19 protein-coding genes are annotated in these 17994 nt (G+C 30.5%); 3 read left to right on the forward strand and 16 right to left on the reverse strand.

The window, feature by feature from the left end; all coding sequences use genetic code 11:
- The first annotated feature begins 6 nt into the window (after positions 1–6).
- From OW730_RS00160 to OW730_RS00170, 3 genes are read left to right on the forward strand one after another with little or no spacing between them, the layout of a single operon-like run.
- Positions 7–669 (forward strand): response regulator transcription factor, encoded by a 663-nt coding sequence (locus tag OW730_RS00160; protein WP_271227153.1) that lies wholly within the window; start codon positions 7–9, stop codon positions 667–669.
- Positions 670–673: 4 nt separating this feature from the next.
- Positions 674–2008 carry a HAMP domain-containing sensor histidine kinase gene (locus OW730_RS00165; protein ID WP_271227154.1) on the forward strand — a complete coding sequence of 445 codons (1335 nt, stop codon included), beginning with the start codon at positions 674–676 and terminating at the stop codon, positions 2006–2008.
- A 50-nt stretch (positions 2009–2058) separates the two neighbouring features.
- The gene (locus OW730_RS00170) at positions 2059–2916 is read left to right on the forward strand and encodes an MBL fold metallo-hydrolase (protein ID WP_271227155.1); all 858 of its coding nucleotides are present in this window, start codon (positions 2059–2061) and stop codon (positions 2914–2916) included.
- Positions 2917–3145: 229 nt separating this feature from the next.
- Here OW730_RS00170 and tnpB read toward each other — a convergent pair whose 3' ends face one another.
- The 16 genes from tnpB to OW730_RS00250 all read right to left on the reverse strand — a co-directional run bounded on the left by tnpB (position 3146) and on the right by OW730_RS00250 (position 17909).
- Complete coding sequence (gene tnpB / locus OW730_RS00175; RefSeq protein ID WP_333781253.1) at positions 3146–4243, reverse strand: IS200/IS605 family element RNA-guided endonuclease TnpB; 1098 nt, start codon at positions 4241–4243, stop codon at positions 3146–3148.
- A gap of 113 nt (positions 4244–4356) precedes the next feature.
- Positions 4357–4770 carry an HD domain-containing protein gene (locus OW730_RS00180; RefSeq protein WP_271227156.1) on the reverse strand — a complete coding sequence of 138 codons (414 nt, stop codon included), beginning with the start codon at positions 4768–4770 and terminating at the stop codon, positions 4357–4359.
- A gap of 26 nt (positions 4771–4796) precedes the next feature.
- On the reverse strand, positions 4797–5693 hold the full coding sequence (locus OW730_RS00185; RefSeq protein ID WP_271227157.1) for an ornithine carbamoyltransferase: 897 nt from the start codon (positions 5691–5693) through the stop codon (positions 4797–4799).
- A 24-nt stretch (positions 5694–5717) separates the two neighbouring features.
- Positions 5718–6143: a GNAT family N-acetyltransferase gene (locus tag OW730_RS00190; protein ID WP_271227158.1), complete on the reverse strand. Its 426-nt coding sequence runs from the start codon at positions 6141–6143 to the stop codon at positions 5718–5720.
- A gap of 68 nt (positions 6144–6211) precedes the next feature.
- Positions 6212–7120: an ArsR/SmtB family transcription factor gene (locus tag OW730_RS00195; protein ID WP_271227159.1), complete on the reverse strand. Its 909-nt coding sequence runs from the start codon at positions 7118–7120 to the stop codon at positions 6212–6214.
- Between the two features lie 742 nt (positions 7121–7862).
- Entirely contained in the window at positions 7863–8219 is a 357-nt protein-coding gene (locus tag OW730_RS00200) for a hypothetical protein (protein WP_271227160.1), read from the reverse strand.
- Between the two features lie 11 nt (positions 8220–8230).
- A complete protein-coding gene (locus OW730_RS00205) occupies positions 8231–9577 on the reverse strand; it encodes an RHS repeat-associated core domain-containing protein (protein ID WP_271227161.1) in 1347 nt (448 codons plus the stop codon).
- A gap of 538 nt (positions 9578–10115) precedes the next feature.
- Positions 10116–10517, reverse strand: a complete 402-nt coding sequence (locus OW730_RS00210) for a hypothetical protein (protein ID WP_271227162.1) — start codon at positions 10515–10517, stop codon at positions 10116–10118.
- Between the two features lie 239 nt (positions 10518–10756).
- Complete coding sequence (locus tag OW730_RS00215; RefSeq protein ID WP_271227163.1) at positions 10757–11605, reverse strand: tyrosine-type recombinase/integrase; 849 nt, start codon at positions 11603–11605, stop codon at positions 10757–10759.
- Between the two features lie 339 nt (positions 11606–11944).
- The gene (locus OW730_RS00220) at positions 11945–12460 is read right to left on the reverse strand and encodes a hypothetical protein (RefSeq protein ID WP_271227164.1); all 516 of its coding nucleotides are present in this window, start codon (positions 12458–12460) and stop codon (positions 11945–11947) included.
- 15 nt (positions 12461–12475) lie between these two features.
- A complete protein-coding gene (locus OW730_RS00225) occupies positions 12476–12730 on the reverse strand; it encodes a hypothetical protein (protein ID WP_271227165.1) in 255 nt (84 codons plus the stop codon).
- 9 nt (positions 12731–12739) lie between these two features.
- Positions 12740–14071: a polymorphic toxin-type HINT domain-containing protein gene (locus OW730_RS00230; RefSeq protein ID WP_271227166.1), complete on the reverse strand. Its 1332-nt coding sequence runs from the start codon at positions 14069–14071 to the stop codon at positions 12740–12742.
- 515 nt (positions 14072–14586) lie between these two features.
- A complete protein-coding gene (locus OW730_RS00235) occupies positions 14587–15261 on the reverse strand; it encodes a hypothetical protein (RefSeq protein ID WP_271227167.1) in 675 nt (224 codons plus the stop codon).
- Positions 15262–15288: 27 nt separating this feature from the next.
- Positions 15289–16527, reverse strand: coding sequence for an RHS repeat-associated core domain-containing protein (locus tag OW730_RS00240; RefSeq protein ID WP_333781294.1), 1239 nt, complete (start codon positions 16525–16527; stop codon positions 15289–15291).
- A gap of 396 nt (positions 16528–16923) precedes the next feature.
- The gene (locus OW730_RS00245) at positions 16924–17340 is read right to left on the reverse strand and encodes a hypothetical protein (protein ID WP_271227168.1); all 417 of its coding nucleotides are present in this window, start codon (positions 17338–17340) and stop codon (positions 16924–16926) included.
- 182 nt (positions 17341–17522) lie between these two features.
- Positions 17523–17909 carry a hypothetical protein gene (locus OW730_RS00250; RefSeq protein ID WP_271227169.1) on the reverse strand — a complete coding sequence of 129 codons (387 nt, stop codon included), beginning with the start codon at positions 17907–17909 and terminating at the stop codon, positions 17523–17525.
- Positions 17910–17994: the final 85 nt, after the last annotated feature.

The raw sequence follows: 17994 nt of genomic DNA on the forward strand, positions 1-17994 counted from the left end.
ATAAATATGAAACGTATCTATCTAGTTGAGGATGAAAGACCTCTAGCAAATCTGTTAGTATCATATCTAACAGATGCTGACTATAATGTAACTACCTTTAATAATGGACTAGATGCCAAAAATGCTATTTTAGAAAAACCTGATCTCTGGGTACTTGATATTATGCTTCCTGGTATGGATGGTTATTCCTTGATTAAAGCTATTAAAACAGCCACTCCAGAAATCCCTGTGATATTCATGTCAGCTAGAAGTGCAGAGCTTGATCGTGTAATTGGTCTTGAAATGGGAAGTGATGACTATTTACCTAAGCCTTTTCTTCCACGTGAATTGGTCTTAAGAGCGAATCGTATTTTGAAAACCTCTAATACTAAACAAGGATCAATAATTGTTCCATTAGGACCTTATTCCTTCAATAGACAAAGAAGGATAATAATAAATGGTAATGAAGAAATAACCTTAACAGTTAAAGAATATGATTTATTAGAATTTCTTATAAATAACCACGCTAAGGCTATTAGTAGAACCCAAATCATTGATGGTGTATGGGGAACAGATTATTTTGGTTCTGAAAGAGTTGTAGACGATACTCTAAGACGTTTAAGAAAAAAAGCCCCTGAACTGCCTTTAGAAACAATATATGGGTACGGTTACATACTCACATTGGAGTGATAATATGAAAAAAAACTTTCGTTCTATAAGCTGGAAAATATGGCGCGCCATGACTAGAACCATTTTAATTCTTTTGGTTCTAGTTTTGCTTGCTAATATTACTTTTTTAAGAGAGTCTAAAAAAGATTTTATTTATGATCAGCTAAAAGAATCAGCAAAAGCTCAAAGCAACAGGGGTCAATCTACAGTACCTGAAGATAACCATACTCTTTGGGTTGCTCATTTTAAAATTCAAAAAGATCAAGATAAATTTAACATCTTTGTTGATCCATTTACAAAATCTCAGTATGTGAATAATAAAGAAGATGAACTTATTATTGAAAGCATTGTTGATCAGATAGAAAAAGAAAATATTAAAGATAATAAAGGTATTATTAAAGATGGTAATGTAAACCATTATTACTATGTAGATTGGTATAAAACAGGAAAAGAAGCAAAGGTATTCTTAACTTCAACTAAAAGAAAGACTAAATTTGATATTAAAGGATTAATTATTATTTTAGTTCTTCTAATTATCAGTTTCTTCTCTTCTAGAATTACTGCAAAGAAAATCGCTAAACCAATTCAAGAACTTGAGTTTTTTGCTGAAGAAATATCAAAACGTAATTGGAATGCCTCAGTACCTAAAACTGACCGAGATGAAATTGGTCTGTTATCAGATGCCTTAGAGAAAATGAGGGATTCATTAAGAGTTGCTGAAGAGAGAGATCGACAATTCTTACAATCCACATCTCATGACTTAAAAACGCCTGTAATGATCATCAAAGGTTATGCTCAAGCACTATTGGATGGTGTAGATGTAACAAGTGAAGAATCTATTGCAGAAGTGATTAAAATAGAATCTGAAAGGTTAGAAAGAAAGATTACTCAACTTTTAAGGTTAAATACCTTAGGCCATTCACTTGAGTATAGTGAAAATAGAGAACTTATTAGAATTGATAGACTCTTAAGAAGTCTTATATCAAAGTTTAGTGTAGTTAGACCTGAATTAAAATGGAAAACTAATTTAAAAGAATTGGAAGTTAAAGGTGACTCTGAAGCCCTTCTTATTGCCTTTGAAAACATAATTGAAAATCAAATAAGATACGCTAAAAATTATGTGAAAATATCAATGGATATTGAAAAGAAAATTGAAATAAAAATATCCAATGACGGTCCCCATTTTGGTGCTGCTGACCCAATGATATTGTTTGATTCTTATAAAAAAGATAAAGAAGGACAGTTTGGTCTTGGTCTTGCTATAGTTAAACAGGTTATAGAAGCACATAACGGAAAGGTAGCAGCTTATAATATTGAAGAAGGTGTTGAGTTTAAAATCGTTTTTATTAATCATAAATAATTGATTAAAGATCAAATTTTAAAAAACATAATCACTAAGGAAGATACAAAATGAACAACACAAGATTAAAGAAAATGTCTAAAAATATATATTATACTCCTCCAGTAGAAAAAACAGATAGACCGATACTTGCTGCAATTGTTGGTAAAGAAAGTGTTCTTATAGTTGATGGGGGAAACTCAAAAAAACATGCCAGAGAATTTATAGATGAATTAAACAAAATGAATCTGCCTGAGAAAAGGTATTTGGCAATAACTCACTGGCACTGGGATCATGTATTTGGAATAAAAGAAATGAATATTCCAACTTTCTCACATACTGAAACTAAGAAAGAAATTGAAAAAATGCTCACTTTAGATTGGTCTGATAAAGCCTTAGAACTGAGAGTAAAAGAGGGTAGTGAAATTGAGTTTTGTAAAGAAAAAATACAAGAAGAATTAAAAGAACCTAGAATTTTAGATTTAAAAACTCCTGATATTACTTATGATTGTGGAGTTGAAATAGATTTAGGTACGATTACTTGTAAAATAGAACACGTTGGAGGAGAACACTCTATAGATTCAAGTGTTATATTCTCAGAAGAAGATAAAATAATATTTATTGGAGACTGCCTATTTGTTGATATATACCACGGTGAGTGGAGTTACTCAACTAAAAACTTATTCCCACTGATAGATAAACTTCTTTCTTATGATGCAGATTACTATGTAGAATCTCACGTAGATAGGCTTATTTCTAAGGAAGAAATGATAAAAATAACAAATAGATTAAAAGAGATTGGAAATCTAGTTGATGAAATTGGTCTTAATAAAGATGAAATAATAAATAGACTATCTAGTCCTATAAATCAAGAAGACATAGATAATGTTGATTATTTCTTAGCTGGACTTAGAAAAGAATTACAATAACAAAGCACGCAACGCGTGCTTTTACTTTTTCTATAATTTTTTCTCCAATAGTGATTCAACCATATTTATAAATTCATCTCTAACCTCTCTCATATCCGTGAACTACCCTCCACTTACTCACGCTGAAGTGGGGGCTTCTTGGTGTATCCAAGAACTTTTCCTGCTTCACAGATTTCGTAATCTACTTTCTCCACAGGCTATCCCCGTAAGACCTACGGTTCTTATTTTTTTAGGCTATTTCTAATAACCCTTGCTTCAAGATATTCCTACTGGCATTTATATCCCTATCATGAATGCTATCGCATTTAGGACATTTCCATTCTCTTATATTCAGTGGCATTTCATCTAAAACATGACCACAATTATTGCATGTTTTAGATGACGGATACCATCTATTTATTTTATGAATTTTTCTTCCATACCATTTTGCCTTATAGTCTAGAATAGTAACAAATTTATACCAACTTACATCTGAAATACTTTGAGCTAATTTATCATTCTTCATCATATTTTTAACTGATAAATCTTCAAGAATTATAACTTGATTATCGCTTATAATTCTTTTAGATAACTTATGGATGAAGTCTAATCTTTGATTAGATATACGTTCATGTAGTCTAGCAACCTTTATTCTTTGCTTATTCCAATTGTTACTGCCTTTTTCTTTACTACTTAATTTTCTTTGTTCCTTTGCCAATTTATCTAATGACTTTTTTAGATACTTCGGATTTTCAATCTTTTCACCATTTGATAATATTGCAAAATGACATAACCCTAAGTCTATACCAACATTCCCCGATACTTTTTTTAATGGCTCTATCTTTGTTTCAACACATATAGATACAAAATATTTACCACTTGATGTTTTAGAAACAGTAGCGTTTATTACTCTACCTTCAACATATCTATGAATTTTTGCATTAACATATTTCAATTTAGGCAGTTTTATTTTATCTTTTTTTATTTCAATATTGTTATTCACAAAATTACTTGTATATGTTTTATAGTTGTCTCTTTTACTTTTGAATTTTGGTCTGTCTGCTCTACCTTCAAAGAAATTTTTGAATGCAGCATCAAGATTTCTTAGTGACATCTGCAGTGATGTACTATCAATTTCTTTAAGCCACACAAGTTCTTTTTTCATACTTGGTAATTGATTTTGTTGTTCTGTATATTTCATACATCTTTTTTCAGCTTTATATATTTCATTCCTTTGGTTTAAGAAATAATTATATACATATCTTGAACAACCAAAAGATTTTTCAATAATCTTTATTTGATTTTCATTTGGATACATTCTGAATTTATATGCTTTGTTGATTTTCATTACTTTCAACACCTTTACTCTTCAATACAATCATAACGAATCTTAAGAACATTCATTCTTATTATTTCACATTTATGATTTTTTATCCATGTAAAAGTATTAAGATTACGCATTCATCTCCCACTTATAGAAGATGGGAGACTTCTGCTAGTTACGTTAAAATCATAAACTCTATCTTTTTCTAATAACTCTTTTAATTCATAATTAAGCATTGAATCATCTATATCTTTTACTATTGCCTCTTCTTCCTCTGATAAATCTCCTATTCCATAAAAATCAAATATGAAGTTTTGAAGCTTTTCTTCAATGGTCAAATATTCAACTAATAATCTTTTAACAGGTCTTGTTATATCAGATATATATGCTTCAGACGCATCATGAAGTAAGCATGCAAGCTGTATTCTATGTGATTGCCCTCTAAGTTCAGCTTCTTTTGCACAGTTTACTGAATGTTGAGCCACACTGTAAAAATGCTCGTAATGCCCATTTCCTCTGCACATCATTGATAATGGGTGCGCAATATCCACCAGCTTAATTTCCTCTTTTCTTAGATCTAATGGCCAAAATTTAATATTCCTAAAATTGCCTTTTGCATGTGAAGTAAGTTTTCTTTTCCTTTATAGCCTATAAATCTATCTGAATTAATTATTTCCTCACTTACTTCATTTCCTCTAGTAAAAGGAGGACAAGGATTTACTATATACCCTTTGCTACAACTCTTTAGTTTATCCAACGTTAATTGATATGGTAAAAATATTTCAGGTATACTCTCACCATTCTCTGATGGTGGCCATCCATCAGTTAGTATTATATCAGCATTTTTTATTCCTTTTTCAAAATCATTTGTAACTACTATCTCCCCATTTGAGTTATCTCTTGCATATTTAAAAAGGTCATCTGATATTTCATATCCTTCAGGGCATATTTGTGTTAGATTCAAGTCCAGTTTTGCTGCTGCCTCAAACCAAGTGTTACTTATATTTGCTCCCTCTCCTACAAACACAATCTTTTGATCTTGCAATCTTCCTTTAATCTCATTCAATGTCATTAGATCACTTAAAATCTCACAAGGATGGCTTTCTCTACTCATAGCATTTACAACATGAAACTCCGCTTTTTCAGATATTTCTCTAATTATTTTCTCTTTCTTATATCTTATAACTAAATAATCTATCCAACAGTTCAAATATCCTACTTTATCTTCTAAAGGCTCTTTTCCTTCAAAATTTATTTCCATATTTATAGCATTTGCCCCTAACTGAAATATGCCCGTTTCAAAGGATATTCTTGTTCTTAAACTAGTTGATGGAAATGATGTAATAACAGTCTTCCCCTTTAAAGGTTTAAACTCTTCCCCCATTCTCTGCTTTTCTTTCACCCTATAAGCAAATTTCATAAGTTCATCTAACTGAGCTCTATCCATGTCCCTTAGTGATACTAGATGCCTCATTTTTAATTCCCCCCTTTATTCAATTTATATTCTTTTAGAATAAATCAATAAGTCAGAACGTTTTTCCCAACCTACATTATTCCAAAACCCATTACCTAACTCATTATCATAAAACACAAAAAGATGGCATTTATTAATACCTTCCTTCTTAAGTTCCTCAAGTGCTTTTTCAACAAGAGTTTTTCCTATATTTCGTCCTCTATATTCAGGTAATACACATGTATGATGTATATACCCTCTCCTTCCATCATGTCCACAAAGGATTGTACCAATTAATTTATTTTCCTCATAGCATACAAATGATGAACTTGGATTACGTTCTAGATATCTTTCAATAGCTTCTTTAGAATCAGCATCACTAACTCCAATTCCTTGAATACTATTCCACATATCATAAATTTCACCATAACTTTTAATAGTCATCCTCTCAAATTGCAAAGTATTATTCATAATATCAGCTCCTCTCTATAAATATATTTAAAGTTAAATAAATTCTTGAATTTTTTCTATCACGATTTTTACTCTTTAAAGATATAATTATATATACTTTCCATAGATTTTTTTATCTCATTCTCCTGTATCCCATAGTATATTGAATTTCCTTCTTGCCTTTGTATATCTACAAAACCAACATCCTTAAATACCTTGAAATGTCTTGAAACTGTAGAAGCATTTATACTCAATTTCTCTGCCATGTCATTTACACTTAAGGCTGATTTAGTAAGAGATTTCAACATCTTAAGTCTTGTTTTATCATTGAAAGCTAAAGTTCTTAACATCAACATATCTGATGGTTCCTCAAGTGTCATTGGTTTACTATCAAGTGCTACATAAAACAAAAAAGTGTTTTCACTATACCAAAAGGCTACATTCCTGCTTGAAAATACTGATGGCATTACAATAATGTTTTCTATTTCATCCACATGAACATTTAATTTGGGTTTAATGTTCAACTTTATTGTATCTTTTTCCTCCCTCTGAATCCTATCTGATAATCCAAGAATATAATCCAGTAATTCTTCCTTAGTCTCTCTTTTTGAAATATCCATTGCCTTTTCACTTATTTGTTTTGAATATTTCGACATTTCAACAAAGCAATGATTATACCATATATCCGATAACATCTCTCCCATAAAGTTTTGAGCGTTCTCCCCAAAAATACACTCTGGATTTTTTGATATATTTATAAACATTTCTTCTGGTGAACATACCCCATCCATTGTCATATCTATCATTCTCTTTATTACATCTAACCAATCATGTGTACATGATGCAATAGTATTTATCTTCTCTTTTTCTTCTTTTGAAAGTCTTGAATCCAGCCATTCTAGTGATGTACAGAAAGGTTTGAATCTCTCCACACTAAATATTTGTCTTATTGCTAAAACCATATCAAGCATTGGATAATACCCTATTTTAGTTTTCATTAATATCACTTCCTCATGAGTATTTCATAAAGCATTTGCACATTTGTGCATATATGCAAATTTTAATATATTTTACTTTTATTGTCAATAATTATTTTATTACTTTGCTTTTTTTCCTACTTTCTATCACATGCCTTTACTTTTATAGAATACTATCTATGTTCATATGTTCTTTTATTATGTCCTGCCTAACGGCTTAAATATTGTCTAGGCTTTTTGCTTAACTCGTTACTCTTGTTATTAAACTAAGATTTTTCTATATACTAAAGAGCTTCGCTCTTAAACCTAAAAAACGCTTCGCTTAATTGAAAGTTGAAAATTGAAAACTGAAAACGAATGTTATTTCTCTCCGAGAAATCTTCATCATTTAAAATCTTTCTCTTCCAATATATTCTTATGTTCTCTCTAATCACTCTGAAGTCCTTGCCTTTCGGCTGAAACTTTTTTTAATTTTAGCTTATTTGTTACTTTTATTGTATATTTTACTTACTACTACTCCTAAGAAGCTAACGTTTGCAAACCTCCAACCCTATAGAGCTTTGCTCTTAAACCTTTAACCCCTTCTCTCTTATACCTATCATTTATTTTAAATTCTTTATACTCACTACAAAATAAAATTATAATATAATCACTCAATTAATGATACTATTAAAAAGTGATGAAAAGACTCAACTGTCTCTTCATCACCTCAATTGTTATTATTATTTAGTCAATAAAATTTGATACAAAATTAATTTAAACATTAGAAATCAAATGCTACAATAGTCTTATTTTCTATTGCATATATAACCATATCTTTAAGCTTATTCAACACTTCAATATTATCTTTTTTACTAGCCTGATTTTTGATTATTATTTTATCAACAATATCAAGTGCTTTATCTAATTTATCATATATAATAACCTCTTCTTCAAAGTCATCAATAATTATATTGCATCCAATATTTAATTCATTAAATACTTCTAATAAATCTAACTTGTAATACTCTTCTTCATTTAAAATCCAATCTATCATTTGTGAAGGCTTTTGAACTCCATAATCATAATCCTCAGCAGCTTTGCCATCTTTCGGAACTCTAATGTATCTATCTCTTTTCATTTATATCACCTCTAGTCTATGTTATTAAAATGAGTAACCATCTGGTATTCTTTTTTATTTCTTCCCATTTGTTTACCATTAACAACTTTGTTATTCATATCATTACCATCTAAGTCTAAATAATTTCTACCTCTAGGCCTACTTGTATCTTCTATTCTAAAATAATCTCCTTTAGTATCATATACTACTTGTATACCTGTTTCGCTATTTGTATAAATCATTTTTCCTTTATCTGTAATTACAGGTTTAGTATCTGGTGTAAATTTGTCAATAGCTTCTTTTAAACTTCCATCTGACCAGTTCTTTGAATATTCAGCTGCTCTTGCTGCCCCATCCCTTACAGTCTTTTCATTCTCCTTAGCTACCTTTTCTAACGCTTCTTCACTAGCTTCTTTTCCGCCTTTTTCAAATAATTCTTCCCCAGCTTCATGAAGTAATCTTTCACCAACTTCTTCACCAATTTCTTTAGTCAACTTACTTGATCCAGGTAATCCCGCTATCATCATATATAAAAACTTCTCTTCGTTAGATATCCAACGCTTATCTTCAAAATCATATCCTATTAGTATCAATTCAGCATCATAAGCATCCCCAGCTAAAGTGAGTAACGAAGATAAAACTATTTTATTACCTAATTCAGCCATTTTCTTCTGTTCTTCAATAGGTCGCGATTCAATATAAGCATAAGCACCTTGTAAACCTGGAGTATTTATTGAAGACTTCGAATTATATCTTTGTCTACCTGTATAATCAAACACATTACTACCACAATCTACTCCTGCATGCCCACTCGGATCCACAAAGTTAATCGGATTATTCCTTACATAAGAATATAGATTCAATCCATCTCCTCTGTAACTATCCTCTTGTGTAAACCTACCTATCACTGGATTATAGAATCTTGCTCTTAAGTAATAGTGTCCTGTTATACTGTCATGCTGTTCTCCTGCATATTTGAATCTATTGTTAATACTTTCTGTTGATGTTTTAGTTTGTCCGAAAGCATCATACGTGTATCTATTTTTGAAGTTTCCTGTGTTATCAAATATTCCTGTTACATCACCGTGTCTATTTTGTAAATAGTATAATATTTGATTTTTTGAGTCTTTTTGTGCTACTAAACCTATTCCTCTTATTGTTCTTGTTACTTTGTCTGAACTATTTCTTTCTGAGATTATGCTCCCTCTATCATAATTATAATCGAAAGCGTATCCGTTTTCTATAGTTGAACTTCTTAGGCCTAGCGGTTCGTAGTAGTTCTTTTGATATTGGTTTCCTTTTGTTATTTCAATAAGTTGATTAAACTTATTGTATGTGAAGTTAATTGGGTTTTCACCTGTTGTTGATTCTGATAGCATGTTTCCGTTTTTGTCGTAGGTGAAGTTTGTTGTTTTTCCGTTCTCTATTAACTCATATAATCTGTTGTTTAGGTCGTATTTATAGTTTGTTGTTATTCCTTTTAATGTTTTTGTTAATCTGTTTCCTGCTTTGTCATATGTGAAGCTTTCTATGTCTCCGTTTGAGTAGGTTGTGTTTGTTAGTTGTCCTATGCCATCGCTTCATCGCTTCGCTTAATGTATAATTGATAATGTAAAATGGAAAACGTCGGTTATTTCTCTCCAAGAAATCTTCATCATTTAAAACCTTTCTCCCCCAATATATTCTTCTATTCTCTTTATTTATTCTGAAATCCTTGCCTTTCGGCTGATAATTTTTTACTTTTCACTTATCCGTTACCTTTATCACATACTTCTATATATTCTAATCCTAAAGAGCTTCGCTCTAGGACCTAAATCTTACGCTTAAACTCGCCTAAGCTCATTCAACTATATTATTTTTAAGCTATATCGTAAAAGTTAGCACAAGAAAGTCTTATGCTAACTTTTAATAAACAAACTATTTTTTTATCTCTACAGCTTTCACTACCGCTTCCGTATTTGGTAAATATGTTATCTCATAAGTCTTTCCTTCCTCCACATATGGACTCCAAAAATAAAAATAATACTCATTTTTATTATCCATCAATATTGGAGTATTTCTAAAACCTCCACTTCGATATCTTTTTTCAACCACCATAACCGTAATTTTTTGTAGTGAAAAGTCAATATTATCTTTAACTACACAAGATACTTTCCAAATTAAAATAACACTTAATAACACTCCTATTATCTTTAAGAAAGCTTTTGTTTTCTTACCTCTAGTTTTTTTAATTGCTATAAATGCACAAACAATCAATAATAAATGTGTAATAATAATCCATATACTAATTTTTATAAATATTATTCTTAATTCATCCATTAATATCTCCTTATACTTAACATTGTTTTTTCTTTTCAGCTAACTTACCCTCAATTACAGATTTCACTCCACCAGTTATAGTGTCATATACAATGTTATTTCTCTCCGAGAAATCTTCATCATTTAATACCTTTCTCTTCCAATATATTCTTATATTCTCTCTAATCCCTCTGAAGTCCTTGCCTCTCGGCTTAAAAACTTTTTTACTTTTAGCTTATTCGTTACTTTTGTTGTATATTTTACTTACTGCTATTGATGTAAAATCTGGCTGTAGTTTCCACACTACTATGACCTGCAAGCTTACTTACTGTAGTAATAGGTACTCCTTTATTTATTAGCCTTGTACAAAAAGTATGTCTAAATGTATGAGGTTTCAGCTTTACTTCAAATTCCCCTTGTCTAGTGTATTTTTCAAGAAGCGTATTTACAGCATCTCTCTTAATTGCTCCCCTCTGTCCTAAAAGCAAATACTCTGAATCCCTGTAAGGATTTTTATTTCTAACTACAAGGTATTCTTTTATACTCTCGACAACTTCTGGTTTAAGTGGTACTTCTCTAAGCTTTCCCCCTTTCCCAATGACTTTTAAATGTCCTGTTAGAAAATCTATGTTCTTTATTTTTATGTCACAAAGTTCGCTAACTCTTACTCCTATGAACATTAGAATCTGAATTATCATCCTATCTCTTAACCTTACTTTCTTTTGATTCTGAATGTAGAAAAGTATTCTCTCAACTAATCTATCTGAAAACACTTCTACTTGATGCTCTGAACCTGTAGCAATCTTAACTCTATCCTTTCTAAGGTCAATTACAACTTCATTCATGTATCCCTTTTCAATCAAATAGTTATTTAAGGACATGAAACTATTTATTTTCTTATTTATAGTTGTAGGCTCGTAACCATTCTCAATGAGATTATTCTTGTAACTTGTTATGTAGAATCTTTTAAGAGTTCCATCAAATTCTACTCCCATTGATTCTAAATATTTAATTAATCCTGTTACATCTCCAACGTAACTCTCTATAGTTTTAATACTCTTACCATCTTCAATTAGATGTCTTTCAAAATTTTTTACAATTGTATTCATTATTATTTCTCTCCTTTCCCTATTTAGACATGAAAAAACCAACATAGGTTTCCCCATGTTGGTCTTAACTTATTAATTAATTTTTCTTCTTAAATTTATTACTTACTACAGAATTTAAGATAGGTAGTGAGTTTTAGTTCATTACAAACAATAGAAATTTATGCAAACACTCGCAACTCCATTAATTGTTTTATTCTGTAATAATTCTGTAGTGAGTTATATTAGTGTTATGCATCGACTTCTTGAAAATCCATCCTCACTTATCTACCAATATAGTTATTTAAAATATCTCATAGAGCTAGTGGGGTAACTTATATAGTAATTGTGGTATTGGTTTCACTAGGCACTGGGTGAGGTTTCAGATATGATAAATTCACTGATTCTATACTCTTTATCCTCTTTCCTATTAGCAACCCAAAACGCTTTTTGTTCTGCACCACCGATGTTATTACCAAAAAACATTGGGTCAATAAACATAATCTGACCATTCTTTAGTACTAATTCTAATACATCACATTCAATATAAGAATCTTTCTCCTCTAAATTTATTAGGCTTATAGATTTTACTTTATGCCTATCTATAGGGTTCAACAGAACAATATTTGCAATACTACAATAACTAGGTAGAACATCTTCAAATTCAGGCTCATGAATAACTGAATCTACTACTCTAATTTGTATTCTTGAGTATTGCTCACTTGATTCAATTTCTAACAAGTTTTCCCCAAATTCTAAGTAGATATACTTAGTAATTGGCAAGAATTCAGCTACACCTTCCTCAATAGATGTAATTCCAGTTAAGATAACATCATCTAGTTTATTACTAGATATTATATTTTTTATTTCAGTAAGCATTTCAACATCTCTCCTTTAGGGAATGAAATTCCAATCATTATCCATACCTTTAAATGACTCTAACATTGTATGCCATTCACCATCTTGTAAAGTTGATATAGTAATTCCATTTCCTCTATAAACTTTGTAAACTTCATCACCACCTCTTAAAGTTGCATTTCCAACAAACTCCACATAACCTTCATTTATAGCTCTACCAATATCCTCTAGGAATCTTGCCGAATCTTTTTTTAACTTTGGATATTTAGTTCCAAGTACACCCTCTAACAACTTTTTATGTCAAAGAAAATAGTCTTTGAAATTTTTACCTGCGGTGACTTCAACAAGATTACCCGCCCCCTTAGCAGCCTGAGCACATGGATTATTATTATGAACTAATATTCCTATATCACTTACATAATAATTATGATCTTCTGCTACTTCGAAGTTATAAACTGTTATTGCTTCTTCATATCTCTTTACCTGAATTTCTTCTATCTCTATATCTCTGCCCATTTGATCTTCAAGAATATCTTCTTCACTTAGATTTCCTGCTTCAACCCATCCTTTTCCTTTTACCCAGAATGGATGGTCTGATGTTGTTTCTATTATTCTACCCTTTATTTTTATTGATACTATTGTGTGATGTGCTCTAATAAAGGTCCTTAATACTTCTCTATAGGTAGTTTTACCAGTCTCAATATCCTTTGCAAGAACTTTTTCACCTACTTTTATATCTTCTATACTTTTTAATCCATTTTCAGTTTCAATTTTTGTTCCTGCTGTAAAACACCCAATATCACTTACAGTCTCTGCAGCTGTTTGTACACTTTTTTTCCCACCTTTGAAAAAGTCACCAATATTATTGATAAACTCTTTTCCTTTTTTAAATACAGGCTTTGCAAGCGTTCCTACTTCATCTGCATTTTTAGCTACTCCAATTAATGGTACAAGCCCAATCGCATCTAATGCAGTTTGACCTGCATGTGACCAAGACCACTCCCAATTCGTTAGATCATGTGTTAAATCTCTTATGTCCGCAGGTAAATCTATTCCAATTAATCCCGTTGCTACTTGTCCTGCTGTCCCTAACATGGTGACTTCATCACTATAATTCCCCAATATGATTTGTTCACCAGATCTTTTTAGATAATCACCTGTTTTATCTAACCAACTTTCTTTACTTACTTGAGTATTATTACTTGTATAATCATACCCCTGACTACTACATTTTGACCCTGAACTTGAACTATTTACTCCACTTCCACTACTATATGAACCTCCACTTCCATCAAGTGAGGTTGCTTGTAACGATTGTCCATAATGCCCACTCGGATCCACAAAGTTAATTGGATTATTTCTTACATAAGAATATAGGTTTAATCCATCTCCTCTATACGTATCCTCTTGTGTAAATCTTCCTATCACTGGATTATAGAATCTTGCACGCAGATAATAGTGTCCTGTTATACTGTCTAGTTGTTCTCCTGAATATTTGAATCTATTGTTTATTGACTCTGTTGATGTTCTAATTTCTCCAAATGCATCGTAAGAATATTTATTTATGATATTTCCTGTGTTATCAAATATCCCCGTCACATCTCCATGACGATTCTGTAAATAGAATGACATTTGATTTTTTGAGTCTTTTTGTGCTACTAATCCTAGTCCTCTTATTGATCTTGTTACTTTGTTTGAGCTATTTCTTTCTGAGATTATACTTCCTCTATCATAATTATAATCGAAAGAGTATCTACTTCAGCGCTTCGCTTAATTGAGAATTGAGAATGGAGAATTGTGAATGTTGGTCATTTCTCTCCGAGAAATCTCATCTTATTAAAACCCATTATTCTTTTTCCATATTTATTTTTATTCTCTCTAATTACTCTGAAGTCCTTGCCTACCGGCTAATAATCTTTTTTGTTTTGCTTATCTGTTACTTTTATTTATAAATTCTACTAACTATCAATCCTGAAAAGCTTACGCTTTTAACCTTTCTTTTATACCTTAAAAACAGACTAATATTTCTTATGTTAGTCTGTTAATTGAGTTTACTATTCAAATAATAATAGTCATCCTTTGCAGAGCCTCATCTAAAGTACACTTTTTTAATTGTCTCTAAGTCGACTTAATAATTCTTTAATATTTTATTTCAGTTTTGTATCTGTCAAATCAACCTTTAATTCTTGAAATTCAATATTATTTTTTCTTAATAAATAGTACATCATTAAGTATCGTATATTTAATATTAATATAAATAACATTATTATCATCATACTTGCAAGTATAATATATGCATTTTTTTGACTTACACCACGAAATAAGATTCTTGCTAATCCCATTCCCATAGCTCCCATACATGCATATAAAGGTGCATAATCTTTTAAATTTATATTTTGCCCTTTTCTCTTTCCAATTTTGTTTTTATACATCTTAAAATGGAATATATATCCTGACACAGATACCAACATTAGAATTATTAAATATAAGCTAGTGTTCTGTTCATACAACATAAGTAATCTATAAGTATCATAAAATAAGATTATTGGTAAAATAATTGAACTTATTCCCATATATATAAAATATATTTTTATATGTCGTCTTATATCACATATAAGGATAATGTACATTATTAGATTAAATAAAACACTCCCCACTATAAAAATATTCATTATAGTAATCTTTTGTTCAAGGACTATTAATGGTAATCCAAAAAAGATACTTAAAACTAATACCCCATTAAGTTGTTCCTTCTTAAGTAATGCCTTTAATTCACTATTTATAAAATCAATTAAACTTTTGTTAGATAAATTTTTATTCAATACACTATCCTCCGTTATTTTTACTTATTAATGGTTAAATAAACTGAATGGTGTTATTGGTATCGTAATAGGGGGATTCTCTACCATAATTGATACTACTACTACTACTACTACTACTACTACTACTACTACTACTACTACTACTACTACTACTACTACTACTACTGGCACCACCTCTTCATTAACAAAATCTTTTGTATGATCTTTTAACGATTTTTCATTTATTACTACTATATCAGTCGCTACAAAATATATAACCCCTACAGCAAATCCGGCAGCAGCTCCCCAAGGACCACCTACAGCTCTACCAGTTTGAGTTCCTACCCATATTCCACCCATACCATATCCTGCATCTGGTGCAATCCTTTCATAATCTCCATTTTCATAATTTGTCTTTGCATTACCATAAACATCTATAGCAATAGTACCATATGATATAGCTTTTCCTGCAACTTTTAATCCTTTAACATTTTTTCCATGTTTAGTTAATGATTTTTCAACCTCTCTTATAGATTGTCTAACTCCAGCACCTTTTGTCTTAACTGTGCTTTTTATTGCTTCTTTTATCCCCTCATCTACATAATCTAATATTCCATTATACCCCATATCAATCATCCCAGCTTTACTTGATGAAGTTGCTAATCTTGAAGGATCAAATGAAAGTTCTATCGAAGTTCCTTTAGTTATTAAATTTGAATTTGTAAGCTCTATTGAAGTAGTAGTAGTTGTTCTTGAAAAAGACCTCTTACCTTCTGTATAATCTGTCCCCTCACTACTACATCTTGTTCCTGAACTTGAGGTATTTACTCCACTTCCTATACTTTCCCATCCGCCACCTCTATCAAGTGGAGTCTGCAGTGGATGTCTCATATTCCCACTCGGATCCACAAAGTTAACTGGATTATTTCTCACATATGAATATAGGTTCAATCCATCTCCTCTATACGTATCCTCCTGCATAAATCTTCCTATCACTGGATTATAGAATCTTGCTCTTAAGTAGTAGTATCCTGTTATACTGTCATGTTGCTCTCCAGAGTATTTAAATCTATTATTGATTGTCTCGGTTGATGTTCTAATTTCTCCAAAAGCATCGTAAGAATATTTATTTATGAAGCTTCCAGTGTTATCAAATATTCCTGATACATCACCATGTCTGTTCTGTAGATAGAATGATATTTGATTACTTGAGTCTTTTTGAGCTACTAATCCTAAGCCTCTTATTGTACGAGTTATTTCATCTCTACCATTCTTCTCTGATATTATATTTCCTCTATCATAATTATAGTCGAATACAAAACCACTTCATCGCTTCGCTTAATGTATAATTGATAATGTAAAATGGAAAACGTCGGTTATTTCTCTCCGAGAAATCTTCATCATTTAAAACCTCTATCTCCCAATATATTCTTCTATTCTCTTTATTTACTCTGAAGACCTTGCCTTTCGGATGATAATTTTTTTGCTTTTCACTTATCCGTTACCTTATCTCATACTTCTATATCTTCTAATCCTAAAGAGCTCCGCTCTAAGACCTAACACTTCGCTCTTAAACCTAAAACTTACACTTAAACTTACCTAAGTTCCTTTAATTGCATTATTTTTAAGCTATAACATAAAAGTTAGCACAAAAAAGTCTTATGCTAACTTTTAATAAATAATCTATTTTTTTATTTCTACAGCTTTCACTACTGCTTCAGTATTTGGTAAATATGTTATCTCATATGTCTTTCCTTCCTCTACTTTTGGACTCCAAAAATAGAAATAATATTCATTTTTATTGTCCATTAATACAGGTTGATTTATTATACCTCCACTTTTATAATCTCTTATTTCCACTACTTTTACAATTTTTTTGTGTGGCGAAAAAAAGATATTATCCTTTAAAATACTTATTCCATCCCAAAATATAACTATAATCAACATTACTCCAATAACTTTTAAAACTTTTTTTGTTTTCATCTTAACTTCATCACTTTTACTTTTCTTAAACACTCTATATGCACCATAACCTACTATCAAATCCATAAAAATCTTCCACAAACTGATTTTTATAAATATCAATCTTAATTCATCCATATAAATCACCTTAATTTTTTTAACATTAACTTTAATTTTTACTAAAGAAATGTTCTTTAATTACATTATTTTATATTTTATTTTGAACTTCATCATTAATAATTTTTCATACTTACTTATTTTTAAAATCTCAAAAAGTTACCACAAAATTTCTCTCTTGTGCTAACTTTTTAACTTAAATTTTATTTTCTTGAAATCTCATATATAGCCATTAATAATCTTGTTAATACTATTCCTAAAGCAAACCTTCTAAGCTTTTTGTCTTTTTCAAACAATATTCCAATTATTGATTCTATTAAACCGAATATAAATATTATGCTAAGGCTTAAACCAAAAAATAAAGCCAGATATCCTTGGATAAAAATCACCCATTCTACAGGCGCCCCTTTCCATAAGAACAAACATATTAGTATCAATAACGGAATTGAACTTACAACACTGCAACACAGCCAAAATTTTTTGTTTAATACGACCATTTTCATGGTATCTATGTTTTTATCTCTTCTCTTCCTATAGTTTATTCTGTTATTATAAAAGATATCTCTGTTGTTTGAGTTCAATTTCCTCACTACATCCCTCCATGGTGTCTAAAATCTTTTTTTACTTATGTTAGTAATTTAACTTTATCCTAATCCCTCAACGCTACTGAATTAA

Origin of the sequence: Oceanirhabdus sp. W0125-5 (assembly GCF_027938815.1) — a bacterium.
Taxonomy (GTDB): Bacteria; Bacillota; Clostridia; order Clostridiales; family Clostridiaceae; genus Oceanirhabdus.

What these genes read in the sequence shown, in the direction of transcription:
- OW730_RS00200 (WP_271227160.1), bottom strand. Translation starts at nt 8,219, where the DNA reads ATGAAAAGAGATAGATACATTAGAGTTCCGAAAGATGGCAAAGCTGCT.
- OW730_RS00195 (WP_271227159.1), bottom strand. Translation starts at nt 7,120, where the DNA reads ATGAAAACTAAAATAGGGTATTATCCAATGCTTGATATGGTTTTAGCA.
- OW730_RS00165 (WP_271227154.1), top strand. Translation starts at nt 674, where the DNA reads ATGAAAAAAAACTTTCGTTCTATAAGCTGGAAAATATGGCGCGCCATG.
- OW730_RS00205 (WP_271227161.1), bottom strand. Translation starts at nt 9,577, where the DNA reads ATGCTATCAGAATCAACAACAGGTGAAAACCCAATTAACTTCACATAC.
- OW730_RS00170 (WP_271227155.1), top strand. Translation starts at nt 2,059, where the DNA reads ATGAACAACACAAGATTAAAGAAAATGTCTAAAAATATATATTATACT.
- OW730_RS00190 (WP_271227158.1), bottom strand. Translation starts at nt 6,143, where the DNA reads ATGAATAATACTTTGCAATTTGAGAGGATGACTATTAAAAGTTATGGT.
- OW730_RS00210 (WP_271227162.1), bottom strand. Translation starts at nt 10,517, where the DNA reads ATGGATGAATTAAGAATAATATTTATAAAAATTAGTATATGGATTATT.
- OW730_RS00185 (WP_271227157.1), bottom strand. Translation starts at nt 5,693, where the DNA reads ATGAGGCATCTAGTATCACTAAGGGACATGGATAGAGCTCAGTTAGAT.
- tnpB (WP_333781253.1), bottom strand. Translation starts at nt 4,243, where the DNA reads ATGAAAATCAACAAAGCATATAAATTCAGAATGTATCCAAATGAAAAT.
- OW730_RS00245 (WP_271227168.1), bottom strand. Translation starts at nt 17,340, where the DNA reads ATGGATGAATTAAGATTGATATTTATAAAAATCAGTTTGTGGAAGATT.
- OW730_RS00215 (WP_271227163.1), bottom strand. Translation starts at nt 11,605, where the DNA reads ATGAATACAATTGTAAAAAATTTTGAAAGACATCTAATTGAAGATGGT.
- OW730_RS00160 (WP_271227153.1), top strand. Translation starts at nt 7, where the DNA reads ATGAAACGTATCTATCTAGTTGAGGATGAAAGACCTCTAGCAAATCTG.
- OW730_RS00220 (WP_271227164.1), bottom strand. Translation starts at nt 12,460, where the DNA reads ATGCTTACTGAAATAAAAAATATAATATCTAGTAATAAACTAGATGAT.
- OW730_RS00230 (WP_271227166.1), bottom strand. Translation starts at nt 14,071, where the DNA reads ATGTCATTCTATTTACAGAATCGTCATGGAGATGTGACGGGGATATTT.